The 23556-nt window shown below is 34.5% G+C and carries 22 protein-coding genes and 2 tRNA genes; 2 read left to right on the forward strand and 22 right to left on the reverse strand.

Going from position 1 to position 23556, the window contains the following annotated elements; genetic code table 11:
* Positions 1–99: 99 nt before the first annotated feature.
* The 4 genes from QM512_RS04985 to QM512_RS05000 are packed head-to-tail and all read right to left on the reverse strand — an operon-like array spanning position 100 to position 3637.
* The gene (locus QM512_RS04985; protein WP_282806404.1) at positions 100–1092 is read right to left on the reverse strand and encodes an L-threonylcarbamoyladenylate synthase; all 993 of its coding nucleotides are present in this window, start codon (positions 1090–1092) and stop codon (positions 100–102) included.
* Complete coding sequence (prmC, locus tag QM512_RS04990) at positions 1093–1935, reverse strand: peptide chain release factor N(5)-glutamine methyltransferase (protein ID WP_282806405.1); 843 nt, start codon at positions 1933–1935, stop codon at positions 1093–1095. It abuts the gene before it with no gap.
* On the reverse strand, positions 1928–3016 hold the full coding sequence (gene prfA / locus QM512_RS04995; RefSeq protein ID WP_282806406.1) for a peptide chain release factor 1: 1089 nt from the start codon (positions 3014–3016) through the stop codon (positions 1928–1930). Before prfA ends, prmC begins: the two co-directional genes overlap by 8 nt.
* A 21-nt stretch (positions 3017–3037) precedes the next feature.
* Positions 3038–3637, reverse strand: coding sequence for a thymidine kinase (locus QM512_RS05000; protein WP_282806407.1), 600 nt, complete (start codon positions 3635–3637; stop codon positions 3038–3040).
* A gap of 158 nt (positions 3638–3795) precedes the next feature.
* Here QM512_RS05000 and QM512_RS05005 point away from each other — a divergent pair, with 158 nt between their 5' ends.
* Complete coding sequence (locus QM512_RS05005) at positions 3796–5148, forward strand: Mur ligase family protein (RefSeq protein WP_282806408.1); 1353 nt, start codon at positions 3796–3798, stop codon at positions 5146–5148.
* A 38-nt stretch (positions 5149–5186) separates the two neighbouring features.
* On the opposite strand, the gene QM512_RS05010 is transcribed toward QM512_RS05005, so the two are convergent.
* The 7 genes from QM512_RS05010 to QM512_RS05040 form a co-directional block, all read right to left on the reverse strand.
* Entirely contained in the window at positions 5187–6206 is a 1020-nt protein-coding gene (locus QM512_RS05010; protein WP_282806409.1) for a serine hydrolase domain-containing protein, read from the reverse strand.
* Positions 6207–6263: 57 nt separating this feature from the next.
* A tRNA-Gln gene (locus tag QM512_RS05015) sits at positions 6264–6336 on the reverse strand.
* Positions 6337–6341: 5 nt separating this feature from the next.
* Positions 6342–6413 (reverse strand) — tRNA-Glu (locus tag QM512_RS05020).
* A 151-nt stretch (positions 6414–6564) separates the two neighbouring features.
* The gene (locus QM512_RS05025; RefSeq protein WP_282806410.1) at positions 6565–7005 is read right to left on the reverse strand and encodes a hypothetical protein; all 441 of its coding nucleotides are present in this window, start codon (positions 7003–7005) and stop codon (positions 6565–6567) included.
* Between the two features lie 6 nt (positions 7006–7011).
* A complete protein-coding gene (locus QM512_RS05030) occupies positions 7012–8406 on the reverse strand; it encodes a DHA2 family efflux MFS transporter permease subunit (RefSeq protein WP_282806411.1) in 1395 nt (464 codons plus the stop codon).
* Positions 8407–8511: 105 nt separating this feature from the next.
* Positions 8512–9855, reverse strand: a complete 1344-nt coding sequence (locus QM512_RS05035) for a glucose-6-phosphate isomerase (protein ID WP_282806412.1) — start codon at positions 9853–9855, stop codon at positions 8512–8514.
* An 81-nt stretch (positions 9856–9936) separates the two neighbouring features.
* Positions 9937–10539: a VanZ family protein gene (locus tag QM512_RS05040; protein ID WP_282806413.1), complete on the reverse strand. Its 603-nt coding sequence runs from the start codon at positions 10537–10539 to the stop codon at positions 9937–9939.
* A 159-nt stretch (positions 10540–10698) separates the two neighbouring features.
* Here QM512_RS05040 and QM512_RS05045 point away from each other — a divergent pair, with 159 nt between their 5' ends.
* Positions 10699–12891, forward strand: a complete 2193-nt coding sequence (locus QM512_RS05045) for an LTA synthase family protein (protein ID WP_282806414.1) — start codon at positions 10699–10701, stop codon at positions 12889–12891.
* 37 nt (positions 12892–12928) lie between these two features.
* Here the strand turns inward: QM512_RS05045 and QM512_RS05050 are convergent, their stop codons facing one another.
* From QM512_RS05050 to QM512_RS05100, 11 genes are all read right to left on the reverse strand, one after another.
* A complete protein-coding gene (locus QM512_RS05050; RefSeq protein ID WP_282806415.1) occupies positions 12929–14380 on the reverse strand; it encodes a sensor histidine kinase in 1452 nt (483 codons plus the stop codon).
* A gap of 3 nt (positions 14381–14383) precedes the next feature.
* Positions 14384–15094, reverse strand: a complete 711-nt coding sequence (locus tag QM512_RS05055) for a response regulator transcription factor (RefSeq protein WP_282806416.1) — start codon at positions 15092–15094, stop codon at positions 14384–14386.
* Positions 15094–15486 (reverse strand): SdpI family protein, encoded by a 393-nt coding sequence (locus tag QM512_RS05060; RefSeq protein WP_282806417.1) that lies wholly within the window; start codon positions 15484–15486, stop codon positions 15094–15096. Before QM512_RS05060 ends, QM512_RS05055 begins: the two co-directional genes overlap by 1 nt.
* Positions 15487–15510: 24 nt before the next feature.
* Positions 15511–16476, reverse strand: a complete 966-nt coding sequence (gene manA / locus QM512_RS05065; protein ID WP_282806418.1) for a mannose-6-phosphate isomerase, class I — start codon at positions 16474–16476, stop codon at positions 15511–15513.
* Between the two features lie 60 nt (positions 16477–16536).
* Positions 16537–17703 (reverse strand): MalY/PatB family protein, encoded by a 1167-nt coding sequence (locus QM512_RS05070; RefSeq protein WP_282806419.1) that lies wholly within the window; start codon positions 17701–17703, stop codon positions 16537–16539.
* A 2-nt stretch (positions 17704–17705) separates the two neighbouring features.
* Complete coding sequence (locus QM512_RS05075) at positions 17706–18596, reverse strand: DUF3737 family protein (protein WP_282806420.1); 891 nt, start codon at positions 18594–18596, stop codon at positions 17706–17708.
* A gap of 246 nt (positions 18597–18842) precedes the next feature.
* Complete coding sequence (locus QM512_RS05080) at positions 18843–21227, reverse strand: glycoside hydrolase family 68 protein (protein ID WP_282806421.1); 2385 nt, start codon at positions 21225–21227, stop codon at positions 18843–18845.
* Between the two features lie 553 nt (positions 21228–21780).
* Positions 21781–22728 (reverse strand): GH25 family lysozyme, encoded by a 948-nt coding sequence (locus QM512_RS05085; RefSeq protein ID WP_282806422.1) that lies wholly within the window; start codon positions 22726–22728, stop codon positions 21781–21783.
* A gap of 9 nt (positions 22729–22737) precedes the next feature.
* Positions 22738–23133 carry a phage holin gene (locus QM512_RS05090; RefSeq protein WP_282806423.1) on the reverse strand — a complete coding sequence of 132 codons (396 nt, stop codon included), beginning with the start codon at positions 23131–23133 and terminating at the stop codon, positions 22738–22740.
* The gene (locus QM512_RS05095) at positions 23133–23327 is read right to left on the reverse strand and encodes a crAss001_48 related protein (protein WP_282806424.1); all 195 of its coding nucleotides are present in this window, start codon (positions 23325–23327) and stop codon (positions 23133–23135) included. Before QM512_RS05095 ends, QM512_RS05090 begins: the two co-directional genes overlap by 1 nt.
* The gene (locus QM512_RS05100; RefSeq protein ID WP_282806425.1) at positions 23320–23541 is read right to left on the reverse strand and encodes a hypothetical protein; all 222 of its coding nucleotides are present in this window, start codon (positions 23539–23541) and stop codon (positions 23320–23322) included. The genes QM512_RS05095 and QM512_RS05100 overlap by 8 nt, the downstream gene beginning before the upstream one ends.
* Positions 23542–23556: the final 15 nt, after the last annotated feature.

Here is a 23556-nt window from a genome sequence, read left to right on the forward strand (position 1 = left end):
TTTTAAAAATAATACTTCGTTCATTATTTTAACAAATTATTAGATAAATGTTTCCTAAATCATACGAAAAAAGGCATGTTTTTCTACATGCCCTTTATTTTAATGAAAATGATGACCAGCAGCGGCCTTATTCAAACGATTCATGTAAGCAGCACTAATATCTCCATGATCAAATCCTTGAACGTAGATACGCTTAATTTTGCTCTCACCATCAAAGTATCTTAACGCACCAAATAAATTATGAGCGGCTTTATCAATTGTTTTACCTAAAGTATATTTATTAGGACTATCAATCTTTTCTAATACTTCGTCTAACGCAGCCACACCAGTTTCATCATTCCACTTAATTTTCGAGAAATCTTCTTCCTTATCAACGATGAAAACCGGAGCGCTAGGCGCATAATGACGATACTTCATCCCTGGAGCCTTAGGTACACCCTTAGTTTGTGTAGTACCCTTATTCATTAAAACTTCTTCTCCTAAAACTGAAGAAATTTCCTCGGGAGTGATTTCACCTGGACGAAGAACAGTTGGTGTCTCAACTGACAAGTCAACAATTGTTGACTCTAAACCAATCTCAGTTGGTCCGTTATCAATAATTCCCGCAATTTTTCCTTTTAAATCATGATAAACATGTTCTGCAGTTGTCGGACTTGGCTTAGTTGAAGTGTTAGCAGATGGGCCGACAATAGGTTTCCCTAATTCACTAATCAAATCATGAGTCATTTCATCATCTGGACAGCGAAAAGCTGCAGTTGGAAGACCGCCCGTTACGGCATTTGGTAAGCTACCCTTTTTAACAAAGAGAATAATAGTTAGCGGACCAGGCCAAAAATGCTTAATTAGCTTCTTTGCTCGTTCAGGTACCTCGTTAACATAGTTCTCCATCATTTTCTCATCAGACACTGTCACAATTAACGGATTGTCGCTAGGACGTCCCTTAGCTGCATAGACTCCCTTAACAGCTTTTTCATTAGTTGCTAATGCACCAAGACCATATACGGTTTCCGTGGGAAAGGCTACTAATTCACCTTTTTTCAAAAACTCAACTGCTTCAGGAATTTGTTCTTTATTGAAAATCTTAGTTTCCATTTATTTTTTCCACCTTCCATGAACCATTCTTGGCTTACCTGCTAAATCATCTCTAAACTCAATTTCAAAATCCGGTAATTCAGTTTCAAATAGCTCTTCTAGTTGTCTCTTTTCACTAAAACCAAATTCTAAGAAAAATTGTCCATGAGAATTTAAATGAAAACGAATCTGCTTAGCAAACTTACGATAAAAATCTAACCCGTCTTCCCCACCATACAAGGCAGTATCTGGCTCATTTTTTATTACATTTGCATCCATCAAATCTTTTTCACTAGTTTTTATATAAGGAGGATTAGAAATGATAGTATCAAATTTCTCTAAACCCACTAATACATTAGCCTTACGGGTTTTAACATCTAAATCGTATTTTAAAAAGTTTTCTTCACTCTCACGTAAAGCAGAATCTGTAATATCGCTAGCATATAAAGTTAGATTATCAATGCCTTTATCGTGTGCCTGCTTTACTAAAGCAACCATAATTGCTCCCGATCCGGTGCCTAGGTCAAGAATTTTTTCACCAGAATCAATGTTTTCAAGAGCCCACTTAACTAACTCTTCAGTTTCAAAACGAGGTATTAAAACTCCACGATTAACTAAAATTTTATAACCATAAAACCAAGCATAGCCCAAGATATATTGCGGAGAAATTCCTCGGCGCAATTTTTTCATATCTTTTAATGCTTGCTTCTCTTGTTCTGAATCTAATTCATCGTTAATATGTAGCTCAAATTCTGAAGGAGTATATCCTAATCTTTCCCCCAGAACATAATCAATATCATCAGAACGAATTTCCGGATTATCTTTTAATACAGAATCTTTGATTGTTTTTAAACTTTTAGGCATTTTCTTCAGCCATCTTTTCTAGTTGCTGAGTTTGGTAGTAAAGAACTAAAGCGTTAATAATTTCGTCTAGCTCACCATTCATAACTCGATCAAGCTTGTTCAAAGTTAAACCAATTCTGTGATCAGTTACACGGTTTTGAGGATAGTTATACGTTCTAATTCTTTCTGAACGATCTCCAGTCCCAACAGCATCTTTTCTCTTTGCATCATATTGGTCACGATTCTGACTTTCATAGTAATCATAAACACGTGATTTCAAAATTTGCATTGCCTTTTCACGGTTTTGTTGCTGACTACGTTGATCTTGCATAGCAACTACAATTCCAGTAGGAAGGTGAGTCATACGAACAGCACTAGAAGTTTTGTTAATGTGCTGACCACCAGCACCAGATGAACGGTAAACATCGACACGAATGTCTTTAGGATCTAAATCAATATCAACTTGTTCGTATTCTGGCATAACTGCAACTGTTGCAGTAGAAGTGTGAACACGACCTTGAGATTCAGTTACAGGAACGCGTTGAACACGGTGAGCTCCATTTTCATATTTTAATTTTGAGTAAACCTTGTCACCGGTAATCATAACTGCAACGCGCTTATAACCCCCAACTTCAGTTGGTTCTGAATCAATTAAAGATACTTTCCAGCCTTGAGTTTCTGCATATTTTTCATACATTCTAAGAAGGTCGCCAGCAAATAGAGATGCTTCATCCCCACCAGCAGCTCCTCTAATTTCCATAATAATATCTTTATCATCATTAGGATCTTTAGGAAGCATTAAGATTTTAATCTCATCTTCTAATTCAGCAACTTCTTTTTCTAATTCAGAGTTTTCTTCCTTAGCCATTTCAACTAAGTCATTATCAGATTCATTTGAGATAATTTCTTTATTATCATCAATTTCCTTGATATCTGACTTATATTTTCTGTACTTTTGTACTACTTCACGCATATCGGCTTCTTCTTTAGAAATTTCCATATAGCGCTTAGTATCATTAATAACTTCAGGATCAGCCATCATTTCTTGAAGTTCTTCATAATGGGCAACTAATCCTTCCAATTGGGCCATCACTTTATCCATATCTGTTATCCTTCCTTACTTCTATCTTTGCTTATCGGGATGAAAATAGTGAAAACGACATACGGGATAATAAGATTCATCTCCGCCAATTTGAACTTGTTCACCCTCATAAACAGGTTTTCCAGAATTAATTCGTAAATTCATTGTAGCCTTATGACCGCAATAGTGACAAATAGTCTTCATTTCTTCTATTTTATCAGCAAAAATCAGTAAATTTTCACTACCTTCAAATAAATGATTCTGGAAGTCATTTTTTAAACCAAATGCCATTACGGGGATTTTTAATTCATCAACGATTTTTGCACATTCTAATACATGGTGCCTTTTTAAAAATTGCGCCTCGTCAATTAAAACACAGGCTACGGTACCTTTACCAGACTTAACGTCATTCTTATTCATTTCTGAAACATAGTCAAATAAGTTCATGTCTTCACTGATTGGTTCAGCCTTGCGGTGTAATCCGATTCTAGAAGCGACTGTCCCCACTCCGCTTCTATCATCTACACTGCTTGTCATTAAAGCAATCTTTCGTCCTTGCGCCTCATAGTTATGGGCAACCTTTAGTATTTCAATTGACTTACCACTACTCATTGCACCATAGCGAAAAAACAATTGGGCCACTGCAAAATTCCTCCATTATTCAGTTTATGTACCTTCACTAATATTATCTTAATTAGTATAAAGTAAATTTAAAAATCGTGCAGGTAAAAATAAAAAGGTCGTTTTCATTTTATTGATATGCTATAGTAAAATTTAGTTTTAAAGTGAGGGATAATAATATGAATTTAAAATCAGGCATCGCTAAGGCAGCCGGTAAATCATCTTACTGGTTTCTTCATAATGTATTAAAGGGCGGGACGAGTTTTCCTGGAAAATTTGCCATGAAAATTGATCCTGAAGTATTAAATTCATTAGCAAAAGGCTATGAAACAATCATTGTTACAGGAACTAACGGTAAAACAATGACGACCGCTTTAATCGTAGAAGCATTGAAGAAAAAATACGGCGACATCTTAACCAATCCATCTGGTTCAAACATGCAGCAAGGAATTGTAACAGCATTTTTGGCACATAAAAATAAAAGAGCTAAAAAGAAAATTGCTGTATTAGAAGTTGATGAAGCAAACGTAAAAATGGTAACTAAACTGCTCCATCCTAGCGTATTTGTCTTAACCAACATTTTCCGTGATCAAATGGATCGATACGGTGAAATTTACACTACATATCAAAAAATAGTAGATGGAATTAAGCTCGCTCCAAATGCAACTATTATTGCTAATGGTGATGCAAGTATTTTTTCATCAGTTGAACTTCCTAACAAAAAAGTATTTTATGGTTTTCAACTTCCTGACGATAAAGCAGAAAATGACTTTAAGGCTCCAGTGAATACTGATGGTGTGTTATGTCCAAAATGCGATCATATTTTACATTATCATGAACGTATTTATGCAAACTTAGGAGACTATTTCTGTCCTAACTGTGGCTATCATAGACCTGATTTAACCTATAGCGTAAATCAAATTATCGATCAAACTCCAAATAGCCTAAAATTTAGAATGGGTGAAAAAGATTATAGCATCGGCATTGGTGGTACATACAACATTTATAATGCCTTAGCTGCCTATTCTGTAGCCAGAGAGTTTGGCTTAAGCGAAGAAGAAGTAGCACAAAGCTTTGCTGAAAATAAGCGAATCTTTGGCCGTCAAGAATTAATCAATTATGCTGGCAAGGAAATTGACCTAATTTTGGTTAAAAATCCAGTTGGACTTGATGAAGTTCTTCATATGCTCAATACTGAAAAAGATAACTATTCTTTAGTTACCCTTTTAAACGCTAACCACGCGGACGGAATTGATACTTCTTGGATCTGGGATGCTGACTATGAAGGATTAAACAAAGATAAAATCAAGAAAGTACTAGTTGGTGGTAAACGTTGGCATGACATGGGCTTTAGATTAGAAGTTTCTGGATTTGATCCTGGTCTAATGACTACAGCTACCAACAATGAAGCCTTATTAGACGAAATTTCAAAATTACCAACTAAAAAAGTTTATATCTTAGCTACTTATACCGCTATGCTCTCACTACGTAAAACAATGGGTGAAAAGAAAATAATTAAAGCAGGAATGTAGTAAAAAGACCAATGTCGATTGTGCGACACTGGTCTTTTTTAGTCCTTATAAACATTTTCTTTTAAGAACGTATCAACTATTTTTTCTCTCATTGCCAGAAAAACATGATTATGGCCACTAGGATGAATTCGATTCGTCAAAACAATCATTGCGCTCTGATTAAGACGATCAATTAAGATAAAAGTTCCCGTAAATCCTGTATGGTAAATAAGCGGATGTTGATCAATTGGATCAAAACGTAAATCCCATCCCCAAGAACGAGGATGAACTTTCTTAGGTGTTTCAATTTGAAATAAACTAGCCAATGTATCTTGTTTTAAAGGCAAAATATCCTGACGCAGTCCCAAATAAGACTGCGTCATTTTTATTAAATCTTCTAAGTTGGCAAATAATCCAGCAGAACCACAATCTTTACCTAATACACGTGCTTTAGGATCATGCACAATTCCTTGAAGTAGCTTACCTTCTTCAGTATAAGCAGTAGGAACGCAGTCTAACGGATTAGGTTGAAAAGTCGTCTCTTTTAATCGAGCAGGCAAAATAATTTCCTGCATAATTACATCTTGCACAGGTAAGCCATATATTTTTTCGAGAACTAAACCTAATAAAATAAAATTAGTGTCCGCATAGCGCATCTTATTTTCAAATTCTTCTGTAACAGGTAATCCGATAATTGCCCTCAAGAGATCAGGAGCATCTAGCTCATCCCTGTTAGGAATCCAACCACGAATACCACTAGTATGAGTTAATAAATGACTTAACCTAATTCGATCATCTTTAAATTCAGGAATAAATTCTTTAAGTGGCTCAGTAAAGTTAAGTTTTCCTTCTTCCTTTAATTTTAGGAAGACATTAGTAGTTCCTAAGACTTTAGTCAAACTGGCCAAATCATAAAGCGCAAAGGGGCTAAGTTGTTCTATTTTAGGCATTAAACTAGCAAATCCAACTGTTGATGTGAATACTTGCTTTTTCTTAATAAAAGCATAGTTTACACCAGGTACAATTCGTTCACTAACCATACTTTCTACTAAATGCTGAGTCTTAAAAAATTCTATCAACCTTACCACCTGGATTATAAAATAAAACCGCCAGATCAGCGATCTGACGGTAACGTATTGAGATATTCGGGCTCGAACCGAAACATCCAGGAACCAGAATCCTGTGCCTTACCAATTTGGCTATATCTCAGTATATCACCCGTACGAGAATTGAACTCGTAACTCCACCTTGAGAGGGTGGCGTCTTAACCATTTGACCAACGGGCAAATTCAACATATGTAAATATAATTGAATATTGTAAATCTGTCAAGTTACCTGACTATTTTTCTTTAAAAAGTTATTTAAGAAAGAAAAAAGCTGCATCACGTCTTACTCACCATGATGCAGCTTTTCAATTATATCACTTATTTTCCTGATTTATGACATACTTTTACTAGTTTTCTCAATATCTTTTATTTGATCAATCTTCATTTTGGCTAGGTTTTCTTTTAACTCTAACCATTGCTTACTTAGACCCTTGTTTTTCTGTCTTGCCTGTTCTTCTGCATAAGAAACCAATTTTTCTAAGTTAGAAAAATTTTGAATTAATTGATGCGTCTGATTTTGAATCAAATCATAATCTACTTTCACATCTTTTGCATCTTCACTAACTTGCAAAATTGCACGAACTTGTGGCTGACAAAAATCTTTTAGGACACCTGCTATTTCTTGTAATTTTTCAACTCCACTTCTATCAAAATGCAATAAGTCCTTTTGTTCATCTTTTTCTACTAAATCAATTGCGACTTCATTTCTAAAATAAAGATTTTGAGCAAAATTATAGACTTCTTTTTCCATAGTTAAAAAATCATTATTCATCTTTACTTACGCTTTCTTTGATACATTTTCTTTACTTAGCTTAAACATAATCCAATCACACAATAAAATCAAAATTCCAAGACCAAAAGTAAAGTAAAATGCTGTTCTGCTTCCTTGAGCAGTAAGAGTAGCATAATTTGCTGTATGTTTATTTTGAAAAATCGCTATAATCGCAGCTAAAATCGCAGTTCCCATTGAACCAGCTAATTGTTGCGCCGTTTGACAAACTGCGGTCGCATCAGACTTCAAATCATTATCTACTATTTTTAGACTTTGAGCCATTGTGTTGCTAAATGACATTCTGTGTCCCAACATTAGAACACCATAAAAGCAAATAATCATCCATGTACTTAAGTTCAATCCCCAAATAGCCAATAAAAAGCTTCCTAATGCCATTAAAAAAGCTCCACTATACAATGGCACCTTTGCACCCCAGCGATCATATATGCGGCCAAAATACGGATTCAATAAGCCTGCAATAATACTTCCTGGAAGTAAAACTAAACCACCGATCAAAGATGTCTGCTTGTTGACAATTTGAATATAATTAGGAAGTACAAAACTTACACCAATATTAATAAATTGAAGTAAAAAATATGCACAAGCTCCAAAAATGAATGCCTTGTCTTCAAAAACTGCTAAGTCGAGTAATTTACTAGTAGATCTTTTGGAGATTACCACAAATAAAACAAACAGAACTGCCGCTATGGCTAATAATGTCCATAAGTGCCAATTTTTCAGTCCCTTACTTAATTGATTGACGCCGATTACTAAACTAACCAAACTAAGACTTAAAACTATGTAAGCCATCCAATTAAATGATTTCTTTTCAACCGGATGATAGCTTCCTATTACAAAAATTCCCGCAATAAATACTATTAGGGCAAAAATTGTAGCAATAATAAAAATCCAGCGCCAATTAAGATAATATGATACGCTTCCGCCAAAAGCCGGTCCCAAAGTTGGTGCCATCGCAACAACTAGGCCAGCAATACCCATGTAGAATCCCCAACGCCGTCTGGGAATTACTTCTACTATCAAATTAAACATCATCGGCGTGCAAAGTCCCACACCTAAGGCCGAAATTAATCTTCCTAACAATAAAATATAAAAAGTAGGTGCAAATGCTGAAATTAGACTTCCAATCATGAAAGCAACTGCAGCTGTCACAAATAATTGTCTTGCTGTAAAACGTTCATTTTGATATGACGAGCTAATCATAATAATTGCAATCATTAACAAATAGCCAGTAGTAGTCCATTGAATGGTATCCAGAGAAACTTTAAACTGCTTCATCATTGCAGGAAAAGTTACATTTAAACTTGTTTCAGTTAAAATTCCAACGAAAGACATAAATGCTGTTGCCAGAACTGCAAGTGTGTTTTTTGCCTGTTTTTCCATTTTTCCTCCAATAAAAAAGAGTGGAGGCAATTAGCCTCTACCCTTTCTTTAACTATTCTTATAGTTATATTATTTTCACATACTATCAAAATATGCTAAGTAGATTTATTTTAGACGTTTAGTTAAATCATCATGTAAATCTTCATAACCAGGCTTGTTCAAAAGACCAAACATGTTTCTCTTGTAACTTTCAACACCTGGTTGGTTAAATGGATTAATACCGTTCAAGTAACCTGAAATACCTACAGCTAATTCGAACCAGTAAATTAAGTAACCTAAAGTATGAGCTGATTGATTTTCAATATCAACAGTCATAACTGGTACACCACCATCAGTGTGGGCTAAAACTACACCTTCGTATGCACGATCATTTACGTAGTTCATAGTCTTACCTGATAAGAAGTTTAATTGGTCCAAGTTTTCCTTATCATCAGGAATAGTTACATCGTGAGCTGGATTTTCAACACGGATAACTGTTTCCATCAAATTACGACGACCTTCTTGGATGTATTGACCAAGTGAGTGAAGGTCAGTAGTAAAGTTAGCGCTAGATGGGTAAATGCCCTTTTGATCCTTACCTTCAGATTCACCCATTAATTGTTTCCACCATTCGCCAAACATTCTTAATGATGGTTCATAGTTTTCAAGCAATTCAGTAGTGTAACCTTTACGGTAAAGAATGTTACGAAGAGCTGCGTATTGGTAGGGACTATCCTTCAAAACATCTGGATCAGTGTATGCAGCACGTGCATCAGCAGCACCCTTCATCATTGCATCAATGTCACCACCAGCTACAGCGATTGGAAGCAAACCAACAGCTGATAATACTGAGAAACGACCACCAATGTCATCTGGAACTACGAATTCTTCGTAGCCTTCTGCATCTGCTTCAGTCTTCAAAGCACCCTTAGCACGGTCAGTAGTTGCATAAATTCTCTTAGCAGCTTCTTCTTTACCATACTTCTTGATTAACTTGTCCTTTAAGACACGGAATGCAATTGAAGGTTCAGTAGTAGTACCAGACTTAGAAATAATATTAATTGAGAAGTCCTTGTCTCCTAACCATTCAAGCAAATCGTAAAGGTATGAACCAGAAAGAGAGTTACCACAAAATACAACAGTTGGGTACTTTTCTTTTTCTCTACCGTAGAAAGAGCTATTTAAGAATTCGATTGAAGCTTGGGCACCAAGATATGAACCACCAATACCAATACCAACTAAAACTTCTGAATCATTTTGAATCTTTTTAGCAGCTTTTTTAATACGATCAAATTCATCTTTATCATAATTAATTGGTAAATCAATCCAACCACGGAAGTCACTACCTGCGCCAGTACCTTCGCGTAATTCTTGATCTGCAGCAGTTACCATTGCTTGCATTTCCTTTAATTCATTTTCATGAACAAAAGGAGTTAATTTACTTGCATCAAAGTGAACAACTTTACTCATTATTTAAACTTCCTTTTTTGTAACTTTTTCACGTACAAACCTTATTTTAGCAGTTACGTCTTCATAAAACTAGAGTTTTTATTATAAGAATCGATAAATAATTCGATATATTATAAAACCAATTACTGCGCCACAAACATTGAAAAACACATCATCTATATCGCTTACACCAGTTTCAAGAACAAACTGCAAACATTCAATACATATCGACAGACAAGCACCTGTAAAAATTGTTAATACCATACTTCTTTTTTGAATAACTACAGGAAACAATAAACCAAAAGGAATAAACCATAATATATTTCCTAATGAATTATAGAAAAAATCCAGCATGCTTTGTCCATGAGTTAATTTTAGCGTTTCTTTCATAAATACTAAATTTATATCGTTTAAGCTACGGTGAAAATTGAACGTTAGTTGCCATGGGAAATATGTATTTCGAAAGACTGTAAGCATTAAAAGCAAAATAACATAAAAGCTAAAAATCCAAACACATGCTTCAGATTTCAATGTTCTTCGATGTCTTACAAACAACAGCCAACATAAGCGAATAATTGCAAAAATAATAAAATAAAAAATTGTCTTATCTAAGCTATATAAAATCAATTTAATTAAAGCAAAATGATTAATATGGGCTGCATAATGATGGAAAATATATTCATATAAGGGTTGTAAAAAAAGCATATCTTAACCGACTCCGTAATTTTGGCTTAATTATAACGTAAAGCTAGTAATGAAAGATGTTTTTTTCAAAAATATTAAAAAATCGCAAACCTTTGACAAAAGTTTGTCGTTTTTTAAATTTACCAGTAAAATATTCCTTATTAAAAGGAGTATTGAAGCGTGAATAAAACAAAACGTAATTTTTGGCAAACTAGAATTGGATTTTTAACAATCCTTACTCTTTGCTTTTGGGCAAAATACATGTATACAGCTTACTTTGATTTTAAGCTTGGCTTAAGCGATCCATACCAGCACTTTATTGTCTGGCTAACTCCGCTTGGGACATGCATTATTATTTTAAGTCTAGGTCTCTATTTTTCTAAGCCTCTTGTCTCTTATATCGCGATGCTGGTTTTAGATACAGTAAATACTATCTTACTTTTTGCAAATGTAATTTACTATCGTCAGTTTTCTGATTTTCTAACTAGCAAGACTATTCAAAATACTGGTAAAGTATCACAAGGTTTAGGAAAAAGTACTGTTGCTCTATTGCATCCCAGCGATATTTTCCTATGGTTAGACTTGATAATTATCATTATTTTGTTGATCGTTAAAGTTATCAAAATTGATCCACGTAAATACGGTTTTAAACGTCCCTTTGCAGTATCGTCCTTTGGAGTTTTCATGCTAACTTTAAATATGTTTTTGGCTGAAACTTCACGTCCGCGATTATTAAGAAATACTTTTGACCGCTCTTATGTCGTTAAATACTTGGGAATTGATACCTATTCAGTCTATGATCTTCTAAAAAGTGCCCAATCAAACCAAGTTAAAAAAAATGCTAATGCCGAAGATATTAATCAAGTACTTGATTTTACGAAAAAGCACTATGCCAAGGCTAATCCCGAATATTTTGGCAAGGCAAAAGGCAAGAACGTCATTGTCTTACACCTAGAGAGTTTCCAGCAATTTTTAATTGGCTTAAAAGTTAATGGTCAAGAAGTTACCCCATTTCTCAATTCTCTCTATCACAATAAAGATACTGTTAGTTTTAGTAACTTCTACCACCAAGTTGGCCTTGGAAGAACCAGTGATGCCGAAAATATGCTTGAAACAGGAACATATGGTATTTCAGATGGTTCTCTTTTCTCTTCTCTAGGTTCTGAAAACACCTTCCAAGGTGCTCCACAAATTCTTCGTCAATCTGGTTATACTTCCGCCGTCTTCCACGGTAATACCGGTACATTTTGGAATCGAAATGAAGTATATAAAAATCTAGGTTATAATTACTTTTTTGATGCAAATTATTTCTCTCAAAAGAAGAATGACAAAATTGGATATGGCTTAAAAGATAAACTATTATTTGGCGAAAGTATTAAATACCTTGAACAAATGCAGCAGCCATTTTATGTTAAGTATTTAACTGTTACTAACCATATTCCATTTCAACTAGATCAAGAAGACAAAGATAATAATTTTACAACTACAGATACTTCAAACGCCACAATTAATAACTATTTTGAAACAGCTCATTATCTTGACCAGTCAGTTAAAGAGTTTTTTGATTATCTAAAAAAGAGTGGTCTCGATAAAAACACAATGGTGATTCTTTATGGTGACCACTACGGCGTTGGTAGTTCTGATGATGAATTATCTGCTTTAGCTCCCGTTTTAGGTAAAGATTTCAATAACTGGACCTCTTATGATACAACCGAACTTCAAAAAGTTCCTTTCATGATTCATATGAATGGAATTAAGGGAAAAGTTGATAATAAAATTAGTGGTGAAATTGACGTCTTACCGACTCTGCTTCATCTGTTAGGAGTTTCAAATAAAAATTACATTCAATTTGGACAAGATGTATTTTCAAAACAATACCGTCAAGTATTAGTTTTCCGAAACGGCACAATTGTTACTCCTAAGTACATAATTATTGGTGGCAAGGGAGTTAAAGGCACTGTTTACAATCAGCAAACTGGTGAAAAGATTACTAAATTTAGTAAAAAACAAAAAGATGAAATCAATAAATTAGTGCAGTATGGTCATAATTCTCTTCATTATTCTGATTTATTAAATAATCACAATCTTTTACGTTTTTACACTCCGACTGGCTTTATCCCAACTGATCCGAATGAATTTGACTATAAAGTCAACTATCAAAAGATGTTAAAGTTAAGAAAAGACTTAGGCAATAAATCTACTTCTCTTTATTCCCAACACAAAGGGACAACAACAGATCTCTATACAACTGACGCTCCAGAAATTAATAAAGACGAGATTAATAATATTCCAGAAAATGTTCAATCCGCAACAAGTGAAAAGACTAAAGATAACCAAAATAATTCTAAGGAAAAAGATAATCCTGACAAATAAACAAAAGACCAGTACTCAATGAGCACTGGTCTTTTTGCTAGTCTTTAATAAACTCTTTATATCCCTTATCATATAGAGTCACAGTAAACTGCGCACCCTTTCCTGGTTCTGAATCAACATCAATCTTACCACCATGCTGCTTAATTAAAGATAATACAATTGATAGACCTAAACCTGACTCTCCTGATCCAATTTTTGCTCTTGATGGATCAGCTTTATAGAATCTTTCAAAGATATATTTCATTTGTTTTTTGTTCATACCAATTCCTGTATCAGCAATTTTAAATTGAGCACCATGTTCAATTCTCTTAGCAGAAATTGTAATCTTGCCGTTTTCAGTAAACTGCAAAGCATTCTGGACCAAATTCACCATTATTTGCGTGAATCTGTCCTTATCAGCATAAACTTCAACCTCTGATGGGCATTTTAAAATTAATTCATCATTTTTCTCAGTTGCTTTTTGTTTCATTTGCGTTAACAAATTCGTCAAAATTTCAACTGCATTAAATTTAGATTGAATCAAACTAATTTTATTATTCCTGATTTTTTCATAGTCTAAATTTTCGTTTACCAACCTGATTAATCGCTTAGTTTCACTATGCATTAAAGCAATTGATTTTGGTTTTGCTTCTTCAGGAATTGCATCATATTCAAAGCCTTCTAGTAAGCCATTAATAGTAGTTAGCGGCGTTCGCATTTCATGGGCTGCATCAGCCATAAACTGCTCTCGACGCTTTTCTTGCGCCTTAATCTCATCATTCGATTCTTTTAGGGCGTTCACCATAATATTAAAATTACGTGCCAAATCATCAATTTCATCGGTATCTTTATGCTTCAAATGAACATTAAAATCACCTTGTGCGACCTTCTTAGTAGCACTAGATAAAAGCTTAATCTTTCTTGAAATATAATATGACAATACAAAACTAATTAAGCCACCTATTACAAGTGAACTTAGTAAGGCTGTAACGAGATTGTGTTTTTCTCGAACAATCATTTGTTCAACATTTTGAACACGTGAGCCAATCCAAATAACCCCAACAAGTTTTCCCTTACTACGCCAAGGAACAATGACACTCGTATAAGCATCCTTACTTGAAAAAGAATTTATTCTTCCATCTTCATGGTCATTTCTAATTCGAATAGTCTTGCCATTTTTCAGCTGCTTAAACAACTTTTGTGGCAGAGCCCAATTCATTGTTGTTTCTGGATAAACTTGCCTATTTTTATTATTAAAAATGCGAAGATTTACATCTTCGCCTTCCATTACAACTTGTAAATTTTTTAAAAATTTAGCATCTAATTCATGTCGAGGATTATCTTTAGCTAAAGCCAATTTTCCAATTGAAGTTCCATAGCCTTCTAGACGTGAATAGCTTTGAGAATAAGCTTGAATCGTTGCAAAGTGAATCGTCGATGAGCCAATAATTACAATACTAGTAACAATTACTAGCAGGAAACCTAACATTTCTTGATAGAATAATTTCAACTTCTATACCTCAGAATCGTCAAACTTATAGCCTACACCCCAAACAGTTTGAACTACTTGTGGACCAGCTTTTTCTAATTTTTGACGGAGCTTTTTAATGTGAGCATCAACAGTACGCTCTTCACCAAAAAACTCATATCCCCAAACTAATTCTAAAAGTTTATCTCTTGAAAAAACCTGTTTTGGTTTTTGAGCCATAGTATAAAGCAAATTAAATTCTTTAGGTGTTAAGCCGGCAACAATATTATCATCAAATCGTACTTCTCGACGGTCCTCTGAGATCTTTAAATGCTTTGTCACTACATCATACTTTAAGCCATTAGAAGCATGCATATCCTTTTCTAAGTGACTTCTACGGTATAATGCTTTAATTCGAGCAATCAATGCTAATGGACTAAATGGCTTAGTAACATACTCATCTGCACCAATACCTAAACCCAAAATTTGATCAGTTTCTGAATCTCGAGCTGTCAACATAATGATTGGAATTGAAAGCGAAATAGCTCTAATTTCTTTAGCTACTTCCATCCCATCTTTTTTGGGTAAGTTAAGATCTAGCGTAACAATGTCGTAGGAATCTGAATTTGCTTTAAACATTTCAACAGCCTCTACGCCATCTTTAGCTATATCAACATCCCATTGTTCTTTACTAAAGAACATCTTCATCATTTCTGCAACTGAATTATCATCTTCGACCATTAATATCTTTAGCATTATTTGTCCTTAAATCCCTTTACTCTAGTATGTTTAATTTTATCTGGTTCAACATAATCATGAGGCAATTCATGACGAGCACGTAAAAAAGCCTGTAATTTCTTTTCAGTTAAGATTATTGGAGCCAAAATAAACAAATAAAAAGTAAGCAACCAGATCAAAAAATAGCGATCCCAATGCAATAAATGAATACCTAAACCTAATAAAAACTGGATTAATCCAAATAGCATAAAGTAATTTCTTGCTACTTTTTGGGCATATTTATAACTAGCTTCATTAACCGAAGCCAAATATGACATATATCCATAAACTTGATTAGGATTAGGAGAAGGAGCAATTAGCCAAATGACTCCGATTACAAACATTATTACCCCGCAACCAATATATATCATTTGACCAACTCCATTCATTTAAACTTATTCTTTACCAGGAGCTGAAATTACTAAACGTAAGTTACCGCTAAAACTAAAGTCTTTAATTTCATTAGGGATAATAAAATTGCTTCCCAACTTAATGTCATATTCTTTACCATCGGCAATAAACTTACCATTACCTTTAATTACAGATACCAAAAGATAAGGATGATCCTTTAAACTCCAATTAAATTCTCCATCAACATCAATTTGCCACAAGTAAAAATGTGGTGACATTGGTGGTTGAGCCAAAGTAGTAATCTTAGCATCTCCAATTGTTTCAGAAGTAATGTTCAGCTTTGGATCTTTATGTGGTACTTGAATAGTATCAAGAGATTGCTTAATATGCAACTCTCTCTTCTTACCAATCTTCTTATCTACTCGGTCCCAATCATACAATCTATAGGTTACATCACTTGATTGTTGTGTTTCAATAACCATAATACCTTTAGTTAATGCGTGAACAGTACCAGAAGGAACATATAAAAAATCTCCTTCTTTTACTGGTACGTAACGTAGAAGTTTTGACCACTTTCCATTTTTAATCCAATCTTCTAGTTCTTCCTTACTTTTTGCGTTGTGCCCATAAATCAGTTTAGCACCAGGTTCAGCATGAAGCACGTACCAACTTTCAGTTTTTCCTGAATCGTTTTCATGAATTTTAGCATATTCATCATCTGGGTGCACTTGAACAGATAAATTATCATTTGCATCTAAGAATTTAACTAATAAGGGAAATTCTTTAGCTTTTGGATTACCAAACAATTCTGGATGTTCCAAATATACTTCTCTTAATGTCTTTCCTTTTAACGGTCCTTCATTAACAGTTGAAGCGTCATCTTTATAGCCAGATATTACCCAAGCCTCTCCAACTTTTCCATCAGGAATGTCATATCCTAAAACAGTATTTAATTTGCGACCACCCCAAATTTTTGGTCTAAAGTATGGTGTTAAAAATAATGGTTCCATAAAAAAATCACCTCAATAAAAGTATATATCTTTTTGAGATGATTTTGAAACCACTTTCAGCTATTTTTTTGAATATTTTTTAATTCCAGTAATTAATCGATTAATCCCATCTTTTATCATTGAAATTGGGGATGCAAGATTCAACCTTAAAAAGGTTTTACCGTTACCACGATAAATGCTACCTGGTGAAACAATTAAACCAGTTTCTCTTCTAATATAATCAGCTAATTCTTGACTATTTTGTGAGATTTCACTCACATCTAACCACATTAAATAAGTTGCAGGACCAGAAACAATTTTTATATCTTTTAACTGTTTAGTTATTTCCTTTTCAGCATAAGCAAAATTATTATCAATTACCGCTAATAACTCATGCATCCAATTAAATCCTTCCGTATAAGCCGCAATTGTCGCTGGAATAGCTAAAAGATTAGGTTCAGCTAGTTCATCGCTATTTAATCCACGATTAACGATATCACGTAAATTATTATCAGGAATAATCACAGTTGCGGCATGAAGGGCAGCAACATTAAAAGTTTTACTTGGAGATACCAAACTAATTACATTGCTTCTTAAGGATTCAGTAATAGAAAAAGCAGGTGTATATTTGACATTATTACGCACTAAGTCCCCATGAATCTCATCAGACAAAAGAATTACATGGTTTTCTTGACATAAAGAAGCAATTCTTTCCACTTCGCTCTTTTTCCATACAATTCCTGTAGGATTGTGCGGATTACAGAAAATCATCAAAGTAGTTAAAGGATTAGCCAGCTTTTCTTCCAAATCTTGCCAATCAATTTCATACTTCCCTTTACTATAAGTTAAATCACTTGATAATACATGTCGGCCATTATTTTCAATAGAATTATAAAAAATATTGTACACCGGCTCTTGAACCAATACATTATCACCTATATGAGAAATACGTCTAACAATTGAGGAAATAGCTGGTACAACTCCAGTAGCAAAAATCATCCAACTTGGATCGGCATCTGCACCATGCTCTAATTGATACCAATGACTTACTGCATTAAAATAATCGGCTCCTGCTTCTTCATAGCCAAAGGCTCCTAGTTCAAGTTTTTCACGCATTGCTAAAACAATCTCAGGTGCTGTTTTAAAATCCATATCTGCAATTGACATTGGTAATTCACTATCTTTAACATTCCACTTAACTGAATCTGTATGTCGCCGATTTATCACGGTTGTAAAATCATAGTTCAATTTTATTCACCCTCTTGATTTTGATCAGAAACTGAAACTTTTTTATCGATTGCTTCCTCAGAGATAATCTTAGTATCACGAGGATCCATCTTTGCTGGATCAATAATTAATGTTTCAATCTTCTTCGCTTTAATTACTCCAGAAATAGGATTTTTAACGCTCGTAATCTTACTCTTGATAATTGCGTTAATGTTACTACATTTTTCAAAGGCTAAAGTCGTCTGATTTAAAATACAGTTTTCTAAAGTAACATGATCCATGTAGCAAAGTCCTTGATCACTTTCAATAGTACAATCTCTGAAAATAATATTGCTACTATTCCAGCTTAAATATTCCCCATCTATTTGACAATTAATTAAAGTTACATTCTCACAATTCCAAAATGCATCTTTAGATACAAAACTACAATTTTTGCAGACAATATTTTTAGCACCATCAAAAACATAGTTTCCAATCACGCGCACATTTTCCATATAGATGTCAGAACTGTCTTTTCCAAAATAATCGCCATTAATCTCAGTATTTTTAATAGTAATATCCTCACAAGTCCACATTGTTTCTTCAGCATCAGAAAAAAATACGTGATCTAAAGAAACATGTTTACATCTTCTAAATAATTTAGGAGCCTGCAAATTGGAGTTTTTAATTGAAATATTATTAGTGTACCAAATACCACTTCTAGACATTGTTTCAAATGTGCTATTAGTAACTTTAATATTGTTTGAATACCATAAAGGATATTTATATTTAAAAATATTAGACTTTATTTCCAAATCCTGCGTTTCTTTTAGCGGCGATTCTCCTTCACCGAACGTAACATTCTCTAAAATTGTGTTAGAAAGGCCATATAAAGCTCTTTCTCCTTCGAAATATTTTTCATTAATTTCTTGCATAAATTTCCTCTTTATTAAACTCTTTCAAATATTTAGTCTAAATTATGAAAAGTAAATGTCTAATATTTGCTAAGCATAATGAAATATATTTTTATGCTATAGATTGGCTTTTCACCACGATTACTTTTCAAATTTATTATAGGGAAAAGATAATTTTGAGAAAATTTACAGTTTTTCATACTAGAATAAATTATATTTATAGCAAAAAAAGATGAGTCATATTAAAACTCATCTTTTTTTATAAATTTAGTTATTACGCTTGCGTTTTGAAATACCCGCTAAACCGATAGCTCCTAACATTGAGCTTACAGCACCTAAAATTGCTGCAGCAATACCATCTTTAGCTCCTGCCTTTGGAAGTTCTGACTGAGTAGTTTTCTTAACGGGGGTAGTTGGAACTTCTGGAGTACGTGGTGTATCCGGTGTATTTGGCGTTGTTGGTGTATCCGGTGTGTCAGGTGTATCTGGTGTTGTTGGTATATCCGGAATGTCTGGCGTATCTGGTGGTGTCACAGGTTGATGTGGCTTTAAGTTATATCCACCAATTAAATCCCAGTCAACTGGTTTACCCCATTCGCCAGGAAGTGCAGCACTATTTGGAGCATCCTTTTCAAGTATACCCATCATATCTGCATTTTCACTACTATCATCCCAAATCCAATCACCCTGATTTGTCATTTTAGCTAAAACTGTAGTAGTGTTATCTGGATTGATTTGAATCAAGAAACTTGGTGCCCAAGTTGCATGCATACCCTTCCCAGCAACTTCACCACGGTTAGTAATGTAGGAAGTGATTAAGAGTTGATCATCTCTTCCTTCTACTGGAACTGCATAGTATGAGTAAGTAGCAGTACGCCAGTTAGCTGGTACAGAAGCAGTCAAAACAACGCCAGATTCGTTCAATGGAACATATCCATGAGTTAAGTTATCAGAAACATATCCAATCATTGCAACGTTATCGCCGACTGCTTTGTTAGTTGCCATCCAAGCGTCATCGTTACTACCACGGTTCAATCTAGTAGCAGCAAATAGATAGTACTTGTTACCTAAGCGAACAACATCAGGACGTTCAATTTCATCACTTACCATTGGTGAGCTAACAAGTGGAGTATAAACTTTTTCAACACTAGGATTCTTAGTATCATTGTTCAACTTGATGATACCAATAGCAGCGTTTGACCATTTTGCTCTGTCTTTAATGTCAGAGTTAGATAAGATTTGGAAGAAATCACCCAAATTATCTTTATTAGTACCACCATAGTTTACCCATTGATAAATTTGGTTAGCACCTTGATAGTTTTCAGTACCAGTACTTGCTTCAAAGACAAGGTAACGGTTGCCATCTTCATCATCGATCACGTGAGCATCACGCATTGCAATGTTGTCAGCACCCTTGTTAGTCTTCTTCCATTGATCATAAGTTTGGTAGTGGTAGCCATCACCTTCAAAGACAATATGATCGTTATCAACATGCGCAATAGAAATCTTATCTTGAGCCTTTTCAAGGTTTAAGTAAATAGTAGCGCTGGCAAGCTTTTGGTGGTTAGTATTGTTATCACTTGTATCAACCTTAGTGTAGTAAAGTTGTACTGAACCATCTTTGTTCAAAGTTGCTGATCCAGACCATTGTTGAATAACTGGAGTGCCTAACCCAAAAATAGGACCAGCATTCTTCCAGTTATTGAAATTATTATCACCGTACTTGTTATAAAGAAGGTAAATGTGATTATCATTAGTATTTGGAACTCCCATCATTCCGATTACTAATTGATATCCATTCCAATTAGAAACATAACCAGTCTTAGCATCTTGAACAGGCCATGAATCCCAAATTTCCAAGTCTTCTACTTTTCCAGTTTGGGCATCCAGAGTCTTAGCTGCTGGCATATTCTTGATCTTGCTTGCATTGAAGAAAGGAACAGCATAACGAGCATCTTGTTCAATTAAAGTTTTAGCAATTTTCTTAAAGTCATTGTAAGTTAATTGAGTTCCGCTCTTAGCTGCTTTAGAAAAGTTAATTTTATTTAATTCGTTAATTTGATCGTCAGTTAATTTACTAGTATCTACACCAGATTCTTTAACGATATCTTTAATTTGACCGTTTAATTCAGCTTTGTTAGAATTTGTAGCTTTTGCTGAAGTATCCTTATTTTCTTTAACTACTTCATTCTTTGAATTATCAGAGATAGTTGCTTTTTCATCTTGTTTTACTACATCATTCTTTTGAGTGTCAGCAGTTGAAGTAGAAGCTGTATCTTCATTTTCTGCTTTATCAGTAGCTGTTTTTTCAGGAACAACTGGAGCCTTAACATCACTTACTGGTGCAGTAGCAGTTACTGTATTAGCGTTGTCTGCTTTGTTGTCCTTAGCTGAATCTGAACTTACAGTAGTCGCTTTTTCAACTGCAGTATCAGCACTTTTAGCTGAATCTGAATTTGTTTGATTTTTATTTTCATTGTTTGTTGATGCAGTAGTTACTGCTACAGTTTGATTTTCATTAACGTTGTCTGCATTAGTAGTAGCAGCATTTACAGTGGAAGCACTTAATACAATTGCTGCTGTAGACAAGGTTCCCATTAATAAAGATTTTCCGCTTAAAGACATCTTTTTGTGATTTTTATTTTCCAACATCTTTTCTCCTCCTACATGCTAAGCGTTTAACATTTCATCTAATAGGCTAACATCTTTTGTTATAAAAATAAATATTATTTTGAAAAAATTGTATAGATTTAAAAAGTTTGCACTTTTTCATTAAATGTTAAACGCTTATCATTTTTATATCCAAAAGCATAAAAAAGACCGTATTAGATCAAATCTAATACGGTCTTTTCAATGATTAGTGGAGATGAGGGGTCTCATTTTTTACATCAAATAATGTTTATTATAGATTAATCTATGCTTTTAACGGTATTTTCGCCTATTACTAAACATGGTTGTATGATTTTTTTGTATCAATTTTGTATCAAAAAAGCCGTGTCACGTCTTACTCTCCATGACACAGCAAATAAAATTATATCATTTTTCTACTACTATATAAGCACAAAAATAAGCCACTCCAGAGAAACTAATCTCCAGAGTGGCTTTTAAAATGCATTTTAATTCGCTTCATTAATGCTGATAGAAACAGAAGCTTCGAAGGAATCTATCTTTGGCACTAATTGCCCAGTGATTAAATTATACCATACTATTTAAACGTACCCCATGGATCGTTACCTTGACGACAAACTAAGAAACCATGTTCTCCGTTGGCTCTTGGTTGTCTAATCCAGACATACCCGCCATGACGGCTATAAGCATCGTATTTAACGCAATCACCTTTGGTTACTGTGCCGATAATATCGCTAGTAGTTCTAGCACCATAGCGAATGTTGATAGTACCGTTTGGATAGAACTTACCTTCTTCCTTGTACCAAGTGTCTCCTAGTTCATCTACAAAAGATTGTGGTGCTGTTTGCTTAACTACAGGCTTAGATGATTGAGGAGTTGCCTTACTGTCAGATTTAAGGTCAATCAGTGAGATGTTGCCGTCAACGCTCATACCCTTCCAATCATCAGTAAATTGCCAAATTGCTACACCGTCCATTGATGGGAAGTAGCCAAAGTCTGGTTCACTTGCTGGCACACCATTACCTAGTGGATATGCTGCTACCCATAGCGAGTTAGGATACTTAGCAAGTACCTTATCAGTGTCAATATTACCTTTTAGTAATGCTGCACCAGAGTATAAGAGTGGCTTATATCCTGCTGCTACAATTGTATCTAAGAACGCAAGAATTGCATTAGCACTAGGTACTCGTCCAGCATTAGTAGCATTATTATCATCTACTTCCCAATCACTAGCCAAGTATGTACCAACTGGTAGCCCAGCACTTTTGGCTGAACTTACTGCATAATTACCTTCTTGCACTGCTCGGTTACTGTCAGCGCCAAAGTGGGCATAGTGATAACCCATAATAAGCATGTTATTAGCTTTAGCACTTGAAATTTGTGCTTGTGCTTTAGGATTTTGATATCCTGTACCTTCTGACAACTTAACTATAGCAAACTTAGCTCCCGAGTGAGCCATACTTGATAGGTCAGTAGTATTGTAGCTTGATACGTCTACTCCATAACTTCTTTTTTCTACTTCCATAGTAACCTCCTACTTAACGTCTTTTAGTTCTCCAACAATCGTGGTCTTAGGTTTATCAACTGTATCTGCAATTGATTGAGCTTGTTTCATTGCTACTACTGCTTTTTCAGCTAAGCCCTTCAAAAAGCTTGCTGGTAAAGCTGGTAAGTGAGCCAAGGATAAGATGAGATTTAATCCATTAATCACAAAGTCCATCTTCTCTTCGCCTGCCCCACCCCTCTTCTCTGCTTGATAAACAAGAGGGGTTACCGCTTGTGCCACAATTTGCTGTGACATTGCAACTCGGTCACCTTTAGCCGCTCTTTCATCAATTTCGATCTTGTGCTTAGTATAAAAAGATACAATCGCAACTGCTGCAACGGATACTACAACAACCATTAAATCTAAAATGTGACTGAAACTCATTATTTAGCCTCCTTTAAATCTTCAATACGCAACTTTAAGACCTTGGCATACTTACCCATTGCTTGCTTTTGCTCTTTTAAGAATTCTAATTGGGTTGCAGACAAAGTTTTCTTATTTTGTTTGGATAAGAATTTTGATAACTTTGCACGCTTTGCGTTTAGTTTTTTCAATTCTTTTTCTAACTTTTTAATCATGTTTTTCACTCTTTCCATCAAAAAAGACACCACTAGTTGGTGTCTTCTTTACATATTCATCTACTAAAATCTGTTGTTGATCAACTTTACGTTGCAATTTCAGATTTTTTTCTTTTAGTCTATCTATCTCTTTCTCTTGTTCTTGACATTTTTGCTGATAGTGGTCACGCTCTTCTTTGAGAGCATCGAATACCCACTTCCAAACCGCAATCAAGAACGTACCTATACC

It is taken from the genome of Lactobacillus isalae (assembly GCF_947539375.1).
Classification (GTDB): domain Bacteria; phylum Bacillota; class Bacilli; order Lactobacillales; family Lactobacillaceae; genus Lactobacillus; species Lactobacillus isalae.